The following is a 14,326-nucleotide window of genomic DNA, read 5'->3' as shown; positions in this document are numbered from 1 at the left end:
GGCATCAGGAGGATTCGCCATGGCTGATAAAGGAAAGCCCACGACAACGGATGCTGGCATCCCTGTCTCCAGCGATGAACACTCCCTTACGGTCGGACCGAACGGGCCGATCGTGCTGCACGATCACTACCTGATCGAGCAGATGGCGAACTTCAACCGGGAGCGGATCCCGGAGCGCCAGCCGCATGCCAAGGGGGGAGGGGCGTTCGGGCGCTTCGAGGTGACCAGCGATGTCAGTCGCTATACCAAGGCGGCGCTGTTCCAGCCGGGGGCGAAGACGGACGTGCTGATCCGCTTCTCCACCGTTGCCGGCGAGCGGGGCAGCCCGGACACCTGGCGCGATCCGCGGGGCTTCGCGGTGAAGTTCTACACCCCCGAGGGCAACTTCGACATGGTGGGGAACAACACACCGGTGTTCTTCCTCCGCGATCCGATGAAGTTCCAGCACTTCATCCGCTCGCAGAAGCGCCGTGCCGACACCAACCTCCGCGACCATGACATGCAGTGGGACTTCTGGACGCTCTCGCCGGAGTCCGCCCACCAGGTGGCCTGGCTGATGGGCGACCGGGGGATCCCGAAGACCTGGCGCCACATGAACGGCTACTCCAGCCACACGTACATGTGGGTGAACGCCCAGGGCGAGAAGTTCTGGGTGAAGTATCACTTCAAGACCGACCAGGGCATCGAGTGCCTCACCCAGGAGGAGGCGGACCAGCTCGCCGGTTCGGACGGCGACTACCACACCCGCGACCTCTACGAGGCGATCCGGCGCGGCAACTACCCGAGCTGGACGCTGTACATGCAGATCATGCCGTTCGAGGATGCGGAGACCTACCGCTTCAACCCCTTCGACCTCACCAAGGTCTGGCCGCACGAGGACTACCCACTGATCGAGGTCGGCCGGCTGACCCTGGACCGCAATCCGACCGACTACCACACCGAGATCGAGCAGGCGGCGTTCGAGCCCAACAACATGGTGCCCGGCACCGGCGTCAGTCCGGACAAGATGCTGCTCGCGCGGGTGTTCTCCTACGCCGACGCCCACCGGGCCCGGCTCGGGGTGAACTACAAGCAGATCCCGGTGAACGCGCCGCAGTGCCCGGTGCACAGCTACTCCAAGGACGGGGCGATGCGGGTGCAGAAGGTCTCGGACCCGGTCTACGCGCCCAACTCCAAGGGCGGGCCCGCCGCGGATCCGGAGCGATACCCGGAGGCGGCGACCTGGGAGGCCAGCGGTGATTTCGTCCGCCAGGCCTATACCCTGCGCAGGGACGACGACGACTTCGGCCAGGCCGGCACCCTGGTCCGCGAGGTGATGGACGAGGCCGCCCGCGAGCGGCTGGTCAGCAACGTTGTCGGCCACCTCAAGGGCGGCGTCTCGGAGCCGGTGCTCGAGCGGGCGTTCGAGTACTGGCGCAACGTCGACCTGGCGATCGGCAAGCGCATCGAGAAGGGCGTCCGCGGTGGCTGACGCGGCCTGAATCCCGGGCATGCCGGTCCGCCCGGCGTGCCCGGTATGCCCGACTTACGGTGCGACCGCGCCACGATCCCGCGGGCGGTCGTCTTTTCGTCCGACGGGCGAGGGCCCGTTGCGTTGCCCGGAGACCCTCCGCCCCGGTTGCGCCTGCGCTGTCCGGGAGTCAGCGCCTGCACGGTGAGGGCGTCTGCCCGCGTTCATGCCCTTTCGGCGACGTAGTTTTCCGCTGCGTCGCCTCCCGGGCATCCCTGACAACGTCGTCCGGCACGAGCCAGAGGGCCAGCGCGATAAGGCCCGGCACGATGAGCACGTCGTCGAGATGGCCGAGTACCGGCACGAAATCCGGGATCAGGTCGATGGGTGAGAGCAGGTAGCCCACGGCGACGGCGATCAGGGCGCGGGAGGCAACAGGCGTATTCGGGTGCCGCGCGATCGCCCGGTAGGTGGCGACCTCCTGCCCGATGCTCGCCGCGAACGTCCGCCATCGTCCCATCGCGACCTCCGGCCGGGTTCCCGGCGCCTTATCTCTGGCGCATATCGTGCCTTTCATGGGGGCGTTTGGGTATTTATAGACGATCGGTCTATAATTAACGGCATGAACACGACAGCCACGCCGAAACGTCGCCGCGGGCGGCCGCCGAAGATACCCAGGGCGTATGCGGATACGCGCGAGGCGCTGATCCGCAGCGGTACGGCGGTGCTCACGGAGCAGGGCTTCACCGCCACGGGGATCGACGGGATCCTCCGCCGCGTGGGCGTACCCAAGGGCTCGTTCTATCACTACTTCGACAGCAAGGAGGCCTTCGGCCGCGCGGTGCTGGCGGATTACGCGGCGTACTTCGCCGGCAAGCTGGACCGTTGGCTGCTGGATGCGTCGACCCCGCCGCTGGACCGGCTCGCCGCGTTCGTGGACGACGCCAAGGCGGGTATGGCCCGGCACGGCTTCCGCCGCGGGTGCCTGGTGGGGAATCTTGGCCAGGAGGTGGGCGCGCTGCCCGAGGGCTTTCGCGAGCAGCTCCTCGACACGCTGGCGGACTGGCAGGCGCGGGTGGCGCGCTGTCTGGCTGCGGCACAGGAGGCCGGCGAGCTCGCGCCGGACGCGGACTGCGACGCGCTCGCGGAGTGTTTCTGGATTGGTTGGGAGGGGGCGGTGATGCGCGCGCGCCTGACGCGCACCGAGCACCCCCTCGACGTCTTCTTCGCCGGCTTCGTGGCGGGCCTGCCCCGCTGAGTGGCGGCGATCCATCGGCAATGCAGATCCCAGGAGGAGCACGCATGTTCAAGGGCATCCTCATCGAGAAGGACGGCGACGACTACAGCGCCCGGGTGGCAGAGCTGGATGAGGGCCAGCTGCCGGAAGGGGACACGACCGTCCGGGTTGACTACAGCACTATCAACTACAAGGACGCGCTTGCGATCACCGGCAAGGGGCCGGTGGTCCGCCGGTTTCCGATGGTCCCGGGCATCGACCTTGCCGGCACGGTCGAGGAGACGACGGCGCCGGGCCTCTCGCCGGGTGACCGGGTCGTGCTCAACGGCTGGGGCGTGGGCGAGACCCACTGGGGCGGCCTCGCCCAGCGGGCGCGCCTGAAAGGCGAGTGGCTGATCCCGCTGCCGGAGCGCTTCTCCACGCGGGACGCCATGGCTATCGGCACCGCGGGCTACACGGCGATGCTCTGCGTGATGGCCCTGGAGCGCAACGGGGTAACGCCGGATCGCGGGGACGTGCTCGTCACCGGTGCGGGCGGCGGTGTCGGTGGCTTCGCGATCGCGCTGCTCTCGCACCTGGGTTATCGGGTGATCGCGGCCACCGGGCGCACCCAGGAGGCGGACTATCTCCATGGCCTGGGCGCGGCGGAGATTATCGACCGCGCCGAGCTCTCCGGGGCGGGGAAGCCGCTCGGCAAGGAGCGCTGGGCCGGCGCGGTGGACACCGCCGGTAGCCACACGCTCGCGAACGTCTGCGCCGGCACGCGCTACGGCGGTACGGTGGCCGCCTGCGGCCTCGCCCAGGGCATGGACCTGCCTGCGACGGTGGCGCCGTTCATCCTGCGGGGTGTGACTCTCGCGGGGGTGGACAGCGTGATGCGGCCTCGTGAGGACCGCCTGGAGGCGTGGGGCCGGCTCGCGGACAGCCTCGACGAGGGTGTTCTGGAGACCATCGCCGGGGAGATCGGTCTGGAGGCCGTGATTCCCGGGGCGTCGGCACTTATGGCCGGCGAGGTCCGCGGCCGGCGGGTCGTCGACGTGAACCGCTGACCGAGCCCGCCGTTGCCGACCGGCGGCATTTGACAACCGGTTGTCAATAACTGACGATCGACCCCATGGTCCCTACCGGAGTAACGCCATGCCCGGGTCGAGTGTCGAGCGAATCACTGAGACGGTGCTCGCCGTCTTCCGCGCCCACGGGCGCCTGATCGAGTGGGGCGACAGCTTCGTCGCCCCGCTGGGTCTCACCAGCGCGCGCTGGCAGATGCTGGGGGCGCTCGCCCTCGCGGGCGAGGCGTTGACCACACCCCGCATCGCGGATGCCATGGGCGTCAGCCGGCAGGGGGCGCGCAAGCAGCTCCAGCGGCTGGCGGCGGAGGGACTGGTGGTCGAGCGGCCCAACCCCGGCCACCGGCGCTCGCCGCTGTATGCGCTCACGCCCCGCGGCGAGTCCGCGTATGCCGCGGCGGAGGCGCAGTGGCGCGAGCATGCCGCGCGCCTCGCCGGTCACCTGGACGAGTCGGACCTCCGCGCGGCGTTGCGCGTGCTCAGTCTTCTTGAGACGGCCCACGAGCCGGCGGTGACCGCCGTCGGGGCGGGTGGGTCGTGAGCGCGCGCGTTCATGCCGGGGCGGGTGTGCTCGCCCTGGCCCTCATCGCGATCTTCTGGATGTCCACGGTGATCTCCGAGCTCTGGCTCGGGGAGGCCGCGGTGGTACGCGTCAAGACGGACATCCTCTGGGCCATGACAGTGCTGATCCCGGCGCTGATGGCGACCGCCGCCAGCGGCTCGCGTATGGCCCGCGGACGTGGCGGCGCGCTACTCGGGAGGAAACGTCGGCGGATGCCGGTCATCGCGGCCAACGGGGTGCTGGTGCTCGTGCCCTGTGCCGTGTTCCTGCAGATGCGGGCTTCGGTGGGAATGCTGGACGGGACCTTCTTTGCCGTACAGGCGCTGGAACTCCTCGCCGGGGCGGTGAATCTCACGCTCATGGGGCTCAACATGCGCGACGGGCTTCGCCTGGCCGGCCGGCCGCGTCCGGCGTGCCGCCGTGCGACGTGAGAGAATCCGCCGTGTGGTCAGCGGACGCCGCTGCCAGGGTCGCGTCCGCGGCCGTGAACGTCGGGCGCCGGCGCGCCGGGTGACGGCTGCACCGTGCCCGTGGACAAGGGAGATGTGTCTTGCCGAGACGACTGTGGCTGGTCCTGGCGTTTTTGCTGACGCTGGGGTTGCTTGCCGGACTCTGGCAGTGGCTCGCGCTGAAGGAGGTCATCACCGTAGCGGTCCTGGAGGACTGGCTGCGCTGGGTCACCGCCCTCGGTGACAGCCGCTGGATGCCGCCGCTGGTGCTGCTTGCCTACGTGCTGGCCTCGCTCGTGGTGTTTCCGCTGAGCGTTATGGTGACGGCTACCGGGCTTATCTTCGGGGCGTTCACGGGGTCCTTCTACGCCGTTGCGGGCACGCTGCTCGCCGCGGCGGCGACCTACTGGATCGGGCGCTACATGGGCCGCGAGGCGGTGGTGCGCCACGGCGGCCGGCGGCTCAATGCGCTGGCCTCGGCGCTGTCGGCCCGGGGCGTGCGTACGATGATCGTCATTTCGCTGTTGCCGCTGGCGCCGTTCACGGTGACCAACATGGTCGCCGGTGCCTTTCACCTGCGCTTCCGCGACTACATGCTAGGCACGCTGGTCGGCATCCTGCCCGGGGTGCTGGCGATGACGGTGCTGGGCAGCCAGCTCGCCTCGCTGGTGCGTGCAGAGAGCTTCAGTGGGGTGGCGTGGACGCTGGGCGGGATCGCCCTGGCGCTGGGCGTGATCGCGGCGCTGCGCGTGGCCGTGGCGCGCTACCGCGGATAACCGGGGCCGCCGGCGGCGGCCCCGGTGGCGTCGTCAGCGCAGCACGACGAACAGTGCGGCGTTGCCACGGCGCACGTGCAGCAGGAGTTTGTCCTTGCCCGACGCGGCGCGGTTGAACTCCGCCACGGAGGTCACCGGCTGACGATTCACGGAGGTGATGACGTCGCCGGGCTGCAGCGTGCCGGCGGCGGGGGCGTCGCGGCTGACGCCGGTGACGAGAACGCCCTCGACCTTACCGTAGAGCTTGGAGCGCTCGTCCAGCTCGCCGACCTGGATGCCCTCCAGCGGACCACCCTCGACGGTGGCCTGCGTCGCCTCATCGGGGCGCTTGCCCACCTTGGCCTTGATGGTCTGGGTCTCGCCGTCGCGCACGACGGTCAGCTTCACCTGCTCGCCGACCTCGCGCAGGCCGATGACCTTGGCGAGCTCCGCGGCGTCACCAATGGGCTTGCCGTCCACCTCGGTGACCACGTCACCGGCCTTCAGACCGGCCTTCTCGGCGGCGGAGTCCGGGCTGACCTGGGAGATCAGCGCACCGTGACGGTCATCGAGCCCCATCGCCTCGGCGATGTCCGGCGTGACGTCCTGCACGCGCACGCCGAGCACACCGCGGTGGACCTCGCCGTACTTGATGAGCTGGTCCATGACCTGGCTGGCCAGGTTGATCGGCACGGCGAAGCCGATGCCGATGTTGCCGCCGCTACGCGAGAGGATGGCGGTGTTGATGCCGACCAGCTCGCCCTTGAGGTTGACCAGTGCGCCGCCGGAGTTGCCGGGGTTGATCGAGGCGTCCGTCTGGATGAAGTCCTGGATGCGGGTGTCGCGGATCTGCCCGGACAGGCTGCGGCCGAGGCCGCTGACGATGCCGCTGGTCACCGTGTGTTCCAGGCCGAACGGGTTACCCAGCGCGACGACGTAGTCGCCGGTGCGCAGTGTGCTGGAGTCGCCCATCTTCACCTGGGTGAGGTTGTCGGCGTCGATCTGGATGACGGCGATATCCGTCTCCGGGTCCGCGCCGATGACCTTGGCCTTGAACTGGCGGTCGTCGGTGGTGCCCACGGTGATCTCGTCCGCATTGGCGATCACGTGGTTATTGGTGAGGATGTAGCCCTTATCCGCGTTGACGATCACGCCCGAGCCCAGGGCGCGGACCTCGCGCTGCTGCTGGGGCATCTGGTCGCCGAAGAAACGGCGGAAGAAGGGGTCCTGCATCAGGGGGTTCTGTTCGGTCTCGATCGTGCCCCGGGTGGAGACGTTCACCACGGCGGGCGAGACCTTCTGCACGAGCGGGGCGAGGGTGGGCATGCCGGATTCGCTGCCACCCGCATCGGGCAGGGCGGCGAAGGCGGGCTGCATGACCACGGTGGCCACGCCCATAAGTAGTGCGGCAGTGAGTGTTTTGAGTCGCTTCATGGGTACGCCTCTGTTGCGTTTGTTGCCGAGAGACCTGGGTCGACGTCGGTCCGTCCGTGCCGTGCACGGGCGGGCGCAACATGTACGTGGACCGGCGAACCGGGGCTCTTGTTCCCCGCCCTTCCCTTCGTTCGCTCCCCCGAGGGTGCCCCGATCGCCGATGAGGTCTAACATGCGGGAGTAATCCGATCCCAGACAGACAACAGTGAGGGTATTGCATGGCTACCGACGGCAACGCTGCGCTCATCGAGCGCGATCTCGCCCACCTGGTTCATCCGCTGCAGCACAACGCCGCCCATCAGGGCGGGCGCGTGTGGGTGAGCGGCGAGGGCGCCTGGCTCACGGACGCGGACGGCCGGCGCTTCATCGACGGCCTCTCCGGGCTGTGGAACGTCTCTGCGGGGCATGGCCGCCGGGAGCTGGTGGATGCCGCGAGCGCACAGATGATGCGCCTGCCCTATGCGTCCGGCTACTCCGGGAGCACCAACGAGCGGGCAATCGAGCTGGGCGAGCGCCTCGCCGGCATCACCGCCGAGGGTATCAACCGCTTCTTCTTCACCTCCGGCGGGGGCGAGGCGAGCGACAGCAACTTCAAGATGGCGCGCTCGTACTGGAAGATGAAGGGTCGACCGGAGAAGACCAAGGTGATCGCCCGCCAGTGGGGCTATCATGGTGTGACCCTGGCGGCCATGTCCGCCACCGGCATGGCGCCGTACTGGGGCCTGTTCGAGCCCCGGGTGCCGGGCTTCGTGCACATCCCCTCGCCGTACCCCTACTTCTACGACGCCCCCGCGGGTGTCTCTCCGGGGGTGGCCGCGGCCAACGAGCTGGAGCAGGCGATCCTGCGCGAGGGCCCGGAGACCGTGGCGATGTTCATCGCCGAGCCGGTGCAGGGCGCCGGCGGCGTGATCGTGCCGCCGGACGACTACTTCCCGCGGATCCGCGAGATCTGCGACGCCTACGACGTGCTGCTGGTCGCCGACGAGGTGATTACCGGCTTCGGGCGCACCGGCCGGATGTTCGGCATGGAGCACTGGGGCGTGAAACCGGACCTTATCCAGTTCGCCAAGGCGGTGACCTCGGGCTACTTCCCGCTCGGCGGTATCGGCATCAGCGACGAGATAGCCGCGACCCTCGCCCAGGCGGACACCCCCTGGATGCATGCCTACACTTACAGTGCCCACCCGGTCGGCTGTGCGGTCGCGCTGGCGATGCTCGACATCGTCGAGGGCGAGGATTTCCCCGCCCAGGCGGCGCGCAAGGGCGAGCGCCTGATCGGCGGCCTGCGTGAGGCGATCGGCGATCACCCCAACGTCGGCGAGGTGCGCGGCCTCGGTCTTATGGCGGCGGTGGAGCTGGTCCGCGATCGCGACAGCCGCCAGACCTTCGACCCGGCGGACAAGGTCGGCCCGCGGGTGCTCGGTGAGGTCATGGATCGCGGGCTGTTCACGCGGGTGCGGGGTGACGTGCTCTGTCTCGCGCCGCCGATCGTCACCCGCGACGAGGACATCGACCGGATCGTGGAGATCGTCCACGAGTCGGTGACGGCGGTCCTCGGGCGCGGCTGACCGGGCGGGGGTTGTGCCGGCGACGGCACGCCCCCATGCCCTGAAAGTCCGAAAACGAACGATTCGGGAGGTAACAATGGCCGATCCGGTATTCCTGATCACCGGGGCATCCAGCGGCATCGGTGAGGAGACCGCCCGCCGCGCCGTCGCCGCGGGCTATCGCGTGGTCCTCGCCGCACGGCGGCGTGAGCGTCTGGACGGGCTCGTGGAGTCGCTGGGCGGTAGCGAACGCGCCCTGGCCGTGGCCTGCGACGTCACCGACGAGGCGCAGCAGAAGGCCATGGTGGATGCGGCGCTGAACGCCTTCGGGCGCATCGACGTGGTGTTCGCCAACGCGGGCATGCGCGGCAGCCCCGGTGGCTTCAGCGGCGCGGACACCTCGGTGTGGCGCGACATGATCCTCACCAATGTCTACGGCGTCGGGCTGACGCTGCAGCATACGCTGCCGGCGCTGCGCGAGAGCCGCGGGCACCTGCTGATCACCGGCTCGGCGGCGGGCCGGACCACGATCCCCGGTTCCATGTACAGCGCCTCCAAGTGGGCCGTGAGCGCCATCGGCTATGGCGTGCGCGAGGAGCTTCGCGGCAGCGGCGTGCGGGTCACGCTGATCGAGCCCGGCATGGTGGATACACCGTTCTTCGACGAGCGTCCGGAGCATGCGCTCGAGGCCGGTGACGTGGCGGAGGCCGTGATGTACGCGGTGAGCCAGCCGCGGCGTGTCGACGTCAACGAGGTACTGGTGCGGCCGACGCCGGAGGAGGAAGCGTCATGAGCCGGCTCGCCGACATCCCGCTGTCCGTGCTCGACCTGGCCACGGTCCCGCGCGGCAGCGCACCGGCGGACGCATTCCGGCGCAGCGTCGCGGCCGCGCAGCGGGTGGAGTCCCTGGGCTTCAACCGCTTCTGGATCGCCGAGCACCACAACCTGGACGGCATTGCCAGTGCCGCCACTACGGTGCTCATCGGCCACGTGGCGGACCGCACCGAGCGCATCCGCGTCGGCGCCGGTGGCATCATGCTGCCGAACCACGCGCCGCTCGCCGTGGCCGAGCAGTTCGGCACCCTGGAGGCCCTGCACCCGGGGCGCATCGACCTCGGCCTCGGCCGGGCACCGGGCACGGACGGCGAGACCGCCCGCGCCCTGCGGGCGCGTTTCGGCCCGGGGGAGCCGGAGTTCGACGTATTGCTGGAGGAGCTGCGCCACTACCTCGCGCCAGCAGAGCCGGGCCAGCGGGTGCGTGCGGTGCCCGGCGCGGGCAGCGACGTCCCGATCTGGCTGCTCGGCTCCGGGCACTACAGCGCCCAGCTTGCCGCCAACCTGGGGCTGCCGTTCGCCTTCGCCAGCCACTTCGCCCCGCAGAACCTGTACGACGCGCTGGCGCTGTACCGCCGCCACTTCCGCCCCTCCCAGTGGCTGGAACGGCCCCACGCGATGGTGGGCGTGAACGTGATCGCCGCAGAGACGGCGGAGCGGGCCGAGTACCTGGCGACGTCGCTGCAGCAGCGTTTCCTCGGCATGATCCGCAACCGCCGCGGGCCACTGGAGCCGCCGGTGGAGTCGCTGGAGTCCGTCTGCGACGCCCGGGAGGCGGCGATGGTCCGCAACCAGCTCGCGGCCACGGCCATCGGCGATGTCGACGGCGTGCGGGACTGGCTGGAGGCATTCGTGGAGGAAACGGGCGCCGATGAGCTCATCGTCAACACCGACACTTACGAGCTCGATGACCGTCTACGCTCCTTCGACTGCCTCGCTGAAGCCTGGCGGGGAGCCTGACTGTCGTTCGTGGACGCTGTGTTATGGAGCAACGTCGATAGCTGCGCCTTATCCGAGACGTCGAGTTTGGTATAGGCGTTGCGCAGGTAATGACGGACCGTGGCGGGGGAGAGCCCAAGGGAGGCCGCGACTTCCTTGTGCGATCTCCCGCCCGCGTAGACGCGGACTACCGCCAGTTCCCTGGGCGTAAGCCGGTCCGCCGGTCCCCGCGGACGCAGCCAGAGCAGGTGGAGGCCCCCGTGCCGGTATACGCCGGCTATCAGGGTATTGCCTCGCCACCGGCCACGTTCGCCGGCGAGCAAGGCGATAAGGGGCTCGGGCAAATGGGGGCCGAACCAGCGCGGCCATTCACGGGTGAGCAGATCCTGGAAACGATCCTCTGCGACGTGAAGTACGCCCTGTGTGTCTGCGACCGCCGCCGCCGAGTGCGTGTCTGCGCACTCGGCGCTCAGCCGGTCGATGTTCACGACCCAGTTGCCGTTCCATGCGGCCGCCAGATGCGGCATGGCGATCTCAATAAATGTACGTTCCGCTTCTGTGAACGCCGCGCTCCCGTATCCTCGGTAGACGGACAGAAATGTCAGCAGCCCCAGCTTCGGCCGCGTAACGACCGTCGTGAGGGCGGTGTCGATGTCGTGGCGGGCCGTCAGTTCGGAAAGATGGGGCTGTTCGCGCAGGGCTCGGCGGCAGAAGCGGAGCGTGCGGCCGGGTTGCTCGTAGGCACGAAGCGCAAGCGTGTCGTTGGCCCGTATGGTATACCACTGGGCCGGGAAGTCCGCCGGTAGACGATACACATGGGAGCAGTGCAGCCGTATGTCGACGGTGTCCATCGCCGCCATGCCCCACCACGCGCTGTCGAAGGGGACCACCTGGCGTAGCTGGCTCAAGGCCTCGTCCTGGAACGCCGCCATCGGGCGTTCCTTCTCCAGGCGGTAGAGGTCCAGCAGGAAGGCGCTGAACGTCTCGATCTCCGGCAAGTCTCTTCCTCCCCCCGCACGGGCACTGCAGCGTGCCGCGTCTTTCAACCCAAGCTTAGGAAAAGGCGGTGGACGCGGCGGCCGTTCAAATGAACGGGTCCGTCTGCGGGCTTATGGCGTTATCCGACCCCGGTTAGCGTGTCCCCGACCAAGATAAGCAGCAGGGGAGGGGGATGCCATGCGCGTACGTCGTTACGCTGGGTACGCTCGGGCCACCGTTTTGGCCGCGGCCGCGTTGTTTGCATTAGCCGCACGGCCTGCGTCCGCTATCGACACCAATGCCCGCGACTATATCTGGGCTCCGCCGGGGACGCAGGTGAGTCTTGTCTATCTGAACCCCTATATGAAGGCCGGGAGCTACCGGGCTGACGACGACGGGGTGCCGGGGTCATCGCTCGACGCGAGCGCCGTGGCATTGCGACACGCCGTGTTTACGGATGCCTGCGGGGTGCTCTGCACGCCGCAGTTCGTGTTGCCTTACCAGCGTACCGAGCTCGAGATCGGGGCTGGCACGGTGGCACCGGAGCAGCGTGTTTCCGGGGTGGGCGATCCCCGGCTCGGCTCGTCTTTCGCTCTGGTGAACGACCCCGAGACAGCGCAATACGCCGGGGTCACCGGCTACGTCACGGTCCCGGTGGGGCACTACGACAGTGACCGGGCCGACGCCTCGCCGGGCGGCAACCGCTGGGCCTTCTCTGCATTGGCCAACTACACCGTCGGCCTGGGTCAGGGCATTTATCTTGAGAGCACGATAGAGGCACAGTTTTACGGAGATAACGACGACTACTACGGGCGAACCCTTTCCCAGGATCCCCTCTACCGGCTCCAGACCCACCTGTCCTTTGATATCACGCCCAGCACCTACGTTGCCGCGCGGCATTACTTCAGCCACGGCGGCGCGGTGAGTATCGACGGGAGGGATGTCCGCGGCACCCGTCGGCGCAACCACCAAATCGGCGCGGAGTTGGCCCACTGGGTCACGCCCCGGGACCAATTGATGCTGATGGTCGCGCGGGACGTCGAGGTGCAGGCCGGCTTCGAAACGAAGCAGGTTCTGTTGCGCTATGCCCATTTCTACTGACGGGGAGTCCCGTCCTTTCGGTATTTCAATACAAGGAGTGGACCATGTCTCTCGTCATGTCCCTGGAAGAATATGCCCGTTACGATGCGGTCGCTCTTGCCGGATTGGTCCGGCGCGGTGAAGTCCGGGCGGAGGACTTGGCGGCACTCGCGCGGGTGGCCGTCGAGCGCATCAATCCCGCGCTGAACCCGGTTGTTGAAACCTATGACGTCAGCTGTACCCGGCCGGGCAAGGCCGACGGCCCGTTCGGAGGTGTGCCGTTTCTGCTCAAGGATCTGGTCTGCCACGAGGCCGGTCAGACCTACGAGCTCGGCAGCCGTCTCGCGGCCGGCGTTCAAATCCCCCACGACACGACTCTGGCGCGGCGCTTCAGGAACGCCGGTCTTGGAGTGATCGGCCGTTCAGCCACGCCGGAAATGGGGTACTGTGTAACGACGGAAGGCCTGCTCCATGGGCCGACACGGAATCCATACAATCCGGAGCTGAGCCCCGGTGGATCGAGTGGCGGTGCCGCGGTCGCGGTCGCGACGGGGGCGCTGCCGATGGCTCACGGCAACGACGGCGGCGGCTCAATCCGGATTCCTGCGGCATGTAACGGTCTCGTTGGGCTAAAGCCGACACGAGGCCGTGTCCCCGTCGGCCCGGACTTTTCCAGTCCGCTCTTCGGTTTCGGCATAGAGTTCGCGCTGACGCGGAGCGTTCGCGACGCTGCGGCGCTGCTGGATGCGGTGGAGGGGCCGGAGTCCGGGGCCTTCGCGCGTATTCCCCGTCCACGGGTTCCGTTCCGGGAAGCTGTCGTGGAATCGCCGAGGCCTTTGCGTGTCGCCTGGACGTCGAATTCGTGGTCCGGGGTAGGGGTGGATGCCGAGGCGCGTGCAGCGGTCGAGGAGACTGCCGGATTGATGGAGAGCCTCGGCCATCGGGTCGAGGAACGCGATCTGGGCTTCGACTGGAACTCGTTCAGTGAGGCGACGCTGACGGTTTGGGCCGCGTTTGTGGCCGCGGGGCTTGAGCAGCTGGCTGGCGTCACGGGCCGTCGCATCAATGACGATGCCGTGGAGCCCTGCATCCTCGCGACCTACGAATATGCGCAGCGCCTGTCTGCGGTGGATCTGATGGGCGTGGACACCGTCGTCGCTGGCATGAGTCGGCACATGGACGGGCAACTCGCTGACGTCGATGTGCTGCTTACTCCCACCGTGCCGGCACCGCCGCAGCCGTTGGGTACGTTCGCCAGCAGCCGTACGGATCTGGATTGCCGCGGATACTTCGAACACACATTCTCGTATGCCCAGTACTCCGCTCCGTTCAACATGACCGGGCACCCGGCCATATCCATGCCGGTGCACAGAACCACCGACGGATTGCCGCTGGGAACGCAGGCTATTGCCGGACACGGGGAGGAAGCGACTCTGCTGGCGCTTGCCGCTCAGCTGGAAGCGGCGACCGGATGGACGAAGAGTCGCCCCGGGATCCATGTCGCCGGCACACTGGGGTGACGGCGGTTGCGATCCGCCGGTCACTCGCGTACTATTCGCCTCCGTTGTCGGCAAGCCGGCAACGGGGGCGCAACGCGAGGGCCGGTGGCGCCGGCATCAACCAGAGGTTGACGCGTTCCGGCGAAACCGCGAGAATACGCGCTTCCACAAGATATAGCGCCTGTAGCTCAACTGGATAGAGCACCTGACTACGGATCAGGAGGTTGGGGGTTCGAATCCTCCCGGGCGCGCCATATAGCAAGGGCTCCAGAGATGGGGCCCTTTCTTTTTGTATTGCCGGTGTCGGGCGATGGCCGGCCTTCCGCCGTCGTGCGCCGTCCCGGTAACCCCCTTTCCCTTGGTCTGCCCCGGGCATGTTCCCCGTCGGCGCCGCCTGTCGGCGTGCGCGATGTCGTTCGCCGACAGCGTGCAGCCGTCATACTGGCCTGATGGGGTGGTGCGACAGCCAGTCCGTTATCCGTGCGTCATCCCGGC

At 68.3% G+C, this 14,326-nt stretch carries 14 protein-coding genes and 1 tRNA gene; 12 read left to right on the top strand and 3 right to left on the bottom strand.

Annotation, left to right across the window (positions count from 1 at the left end; genetic code table 11):
* The first annotated feature begins 19 nt into the window (after positions 1-19).
* A complete protein-coding gene (locus C516_RS0104030) occupies positions 20-1,471 on the top strand; it encodes a catalase (protein WP_026320924.1) in 1,452 nt (483 codons plus the stop codon).
* A 169-nt stretch (positions 1,472-1,640) separates the two neighbouring features.
* Here the strand turns inward: C516_RS0104030 and C516_RS0104025 are convergent, their stop codons facing one another.
* A complete protein-coding gene (locus C516_RS0104025; RefSeq protein WP_018717084.1) occupies positions 1,641-1,970 on the bottom strand; it encodes a YkvA family protein in 330 nt (109 codons plus the stop codon).
* Between the two features lie 102 nt (positions 1,971-2,072).
* Between C516_RS0104025 and acuR the strand changes: the two genes are divergently transcribed.
* From acuR to C516_RS0104000, 5 genes are all read left to right on the top strand, one after another.
* Positions 2,073-2,708 (top strand): acrylate utilization transcriptional regulator AcuR, encoded by a 636-nt coding sequence (gene acuR, locus C516_RS0104020; protein WP_084594070.1) that lies wholly within the window; start codon positions 2,073-2,075, stop codon positions 2,706-2,708.
* A 44-nt stretch (positions 2,709-2,752) separates the two neighbouring features.
* Positions 2,753-3,736 carry an acrylyl-CoA reductase (NADPH) gene (gene acuI, locus C516_RS0104015; RefSeq protein WP_018717082.1) on the top strand — a complete coding sequence of 328 codons (984 nt, stop codon included), beginning with the start codon at positions 2,753-2,755 and terminating at the stop codon, positions 3,734-3,736.
* A gap of 88 nt (positions 3,737-3,824) precedes the next feature.
* Positions 3,825-4,295, top strand: coding sequence for a MarR family winged helix-turn-helix transcriptional regulator (locus C516_RS0104010; RefSeq protein ID WP_018717081.1), 471 nt, complete (start codon positions 3,825-3,827; stop codon positions 4,293-4,295).
* Positions 4,292-4,747, top strand: a complete 456-nt coding sequence (locus C516_RS0104005; protein WP_018717080.1) for a hypothetical protein — start codon at positions 4,292-4,294, stop codon at positions 4,745-4,747. Before C516_RS0104010 ends, C516_RS0104005 begins: the two co-directional genes overlap by 4 nt.
* Positions 4,748-4,866: 119 nt before the next feature.
* On the top strand, positions 4,867-5,541 hold the full coding sequence (locus tag C516_RS0104000) for a TVP38/TMEM64 family protein (protein WP_018717079.1): 675 nt from the start codon (positions 4,867-4,869) through the stop codon (positions 5,539-5,541).
* Positions 5,542-5,574: 33 nt separating this feature from the next.
* Here the strand turns inward: C516_RS0104000 and C516_RS0103995 are convergent, their stop codons facing one another.
* Entirely contained in the window at positions 5,575-6,918 is a 1,344-nt protein-coding gene (locus C516_RS0103995; RefSeq protein ID WP_018717078.1) for a DegQ family serine endoprotease, read from the bottom strand.
* Between the two features lie 254 nt (positions 6,919-7,172).
* Between C516_RS0103995 and C516_RS0103990 the strand changes: the two genes are divergently transcribed.
* From C516_RS0103990 to C516_RS0103980, 3 genes are all read left to right on the top strand, one after another.
* On the top strand, positions 7,173-8,522 hold the full coding sequence (locus C516_RS0103990; RefSeq protein WP_018717077.1) for an aminotransferase family protein: 1,350 nt from the start codon (positions 7,173-7,175) through the stop codon (positions 8,520-8,522).
* A gap of 76 nt (positions 8,523-8,598) precedes the next feature.
* Positions 8,599-9,294 (top strand): SDR family oxidoreductase, encoded by a 696-nt coding sequence (locus C516_RS0103985; protein WP_018717076.1) that lies wholly within the window; start codon positions 8,599-8,601, stop codon positions 9,292-9,294.
* Complete coding sequence (locus tag C516_RS0103980; protein ID WP_018717075.1) at positions 9,291-10,295, top strand: LLM class flavin-dependent oxidoreductase; 1,005 nt, start codon at positions 9,291-9,293, stop codon at positions 10,293-10,295. Before C516_RS0103985 ends, C516_RS0103980 begins: the two co-directional genes overlap by 4 nt.
* Here the strand turns inward: C516_RS0103980 and C516_RS20340 are convergent.
* The gene (locus tag C516_RS20340) at positions 10,232-11,272 is read right to left on the bottom strand and encodes a helix-turn-helix transcriptional regulator (protein WP_018717074.1); all 1,041 of its coding nucleotides are present in this window, start codon (positions 11,270-11,272) and stop codon (positions 10,232-10,234) included. The genes C516_RS0103980 and C516_RS20340 overlap by 64 nt on opposite strands.
* A 178-nt stretch (positions 11,273-11,450) precedes the next feature.
* Between C516_RS20340 and C516_RS0103970 the strand changes: the two genes are divergently transcribed.
* The 3 genes from C516_RS0103970 (at position 11,451) to C516_RS0103960 (ending at position 14,085) form a co-directional block, all read left to right on the top strand.
* Complete coding sequence (locus C516_RS0103970) at positions 11,451-12,353, top strand: transporter (RefSeq protein ID WP_018717073.1); 903 nt, start codon at positions 11,451-11,453, stop codon at positions 12,351-12,353.
* A gap of 44 nt (positions 12,354-12,397) precedes the next feature.
* Positions 12,398-13,852 (top strand): amidase, encoded by a 1,455-nt coding sequence (locus C516_RS0103965; RefSeq protein WP_018717072.1) that lies wholly within the window; start codon positions 12,398-12,400, stop codon positions 13,850-13,852.
* A 156-nt stretch (positions 13,853-14,008) separates the two neighbouring features.
* Positions 14,009-14,085, top strand: a tRNA-Arg gene (locus C516_RS0103960).
* The last annotated feature ends 241 nt before the right edge of the window (positions 14,086-14,326 follow it).

The organism is Arhodomonas aquaeolei DSM 8974, from assembly GCF_000374645.1.
GTDB lineage: Bacteria > Pseudomonadota > Gammaproteobacteria > Nitrococcales > Nitrococcaceae > Arhodomonas > Arhodomonas aquaeolei.
Note: the sequence above shows the minus strand (reverse complement) of the source record. Positions and strands in the feature narration are given on the sequence as shown.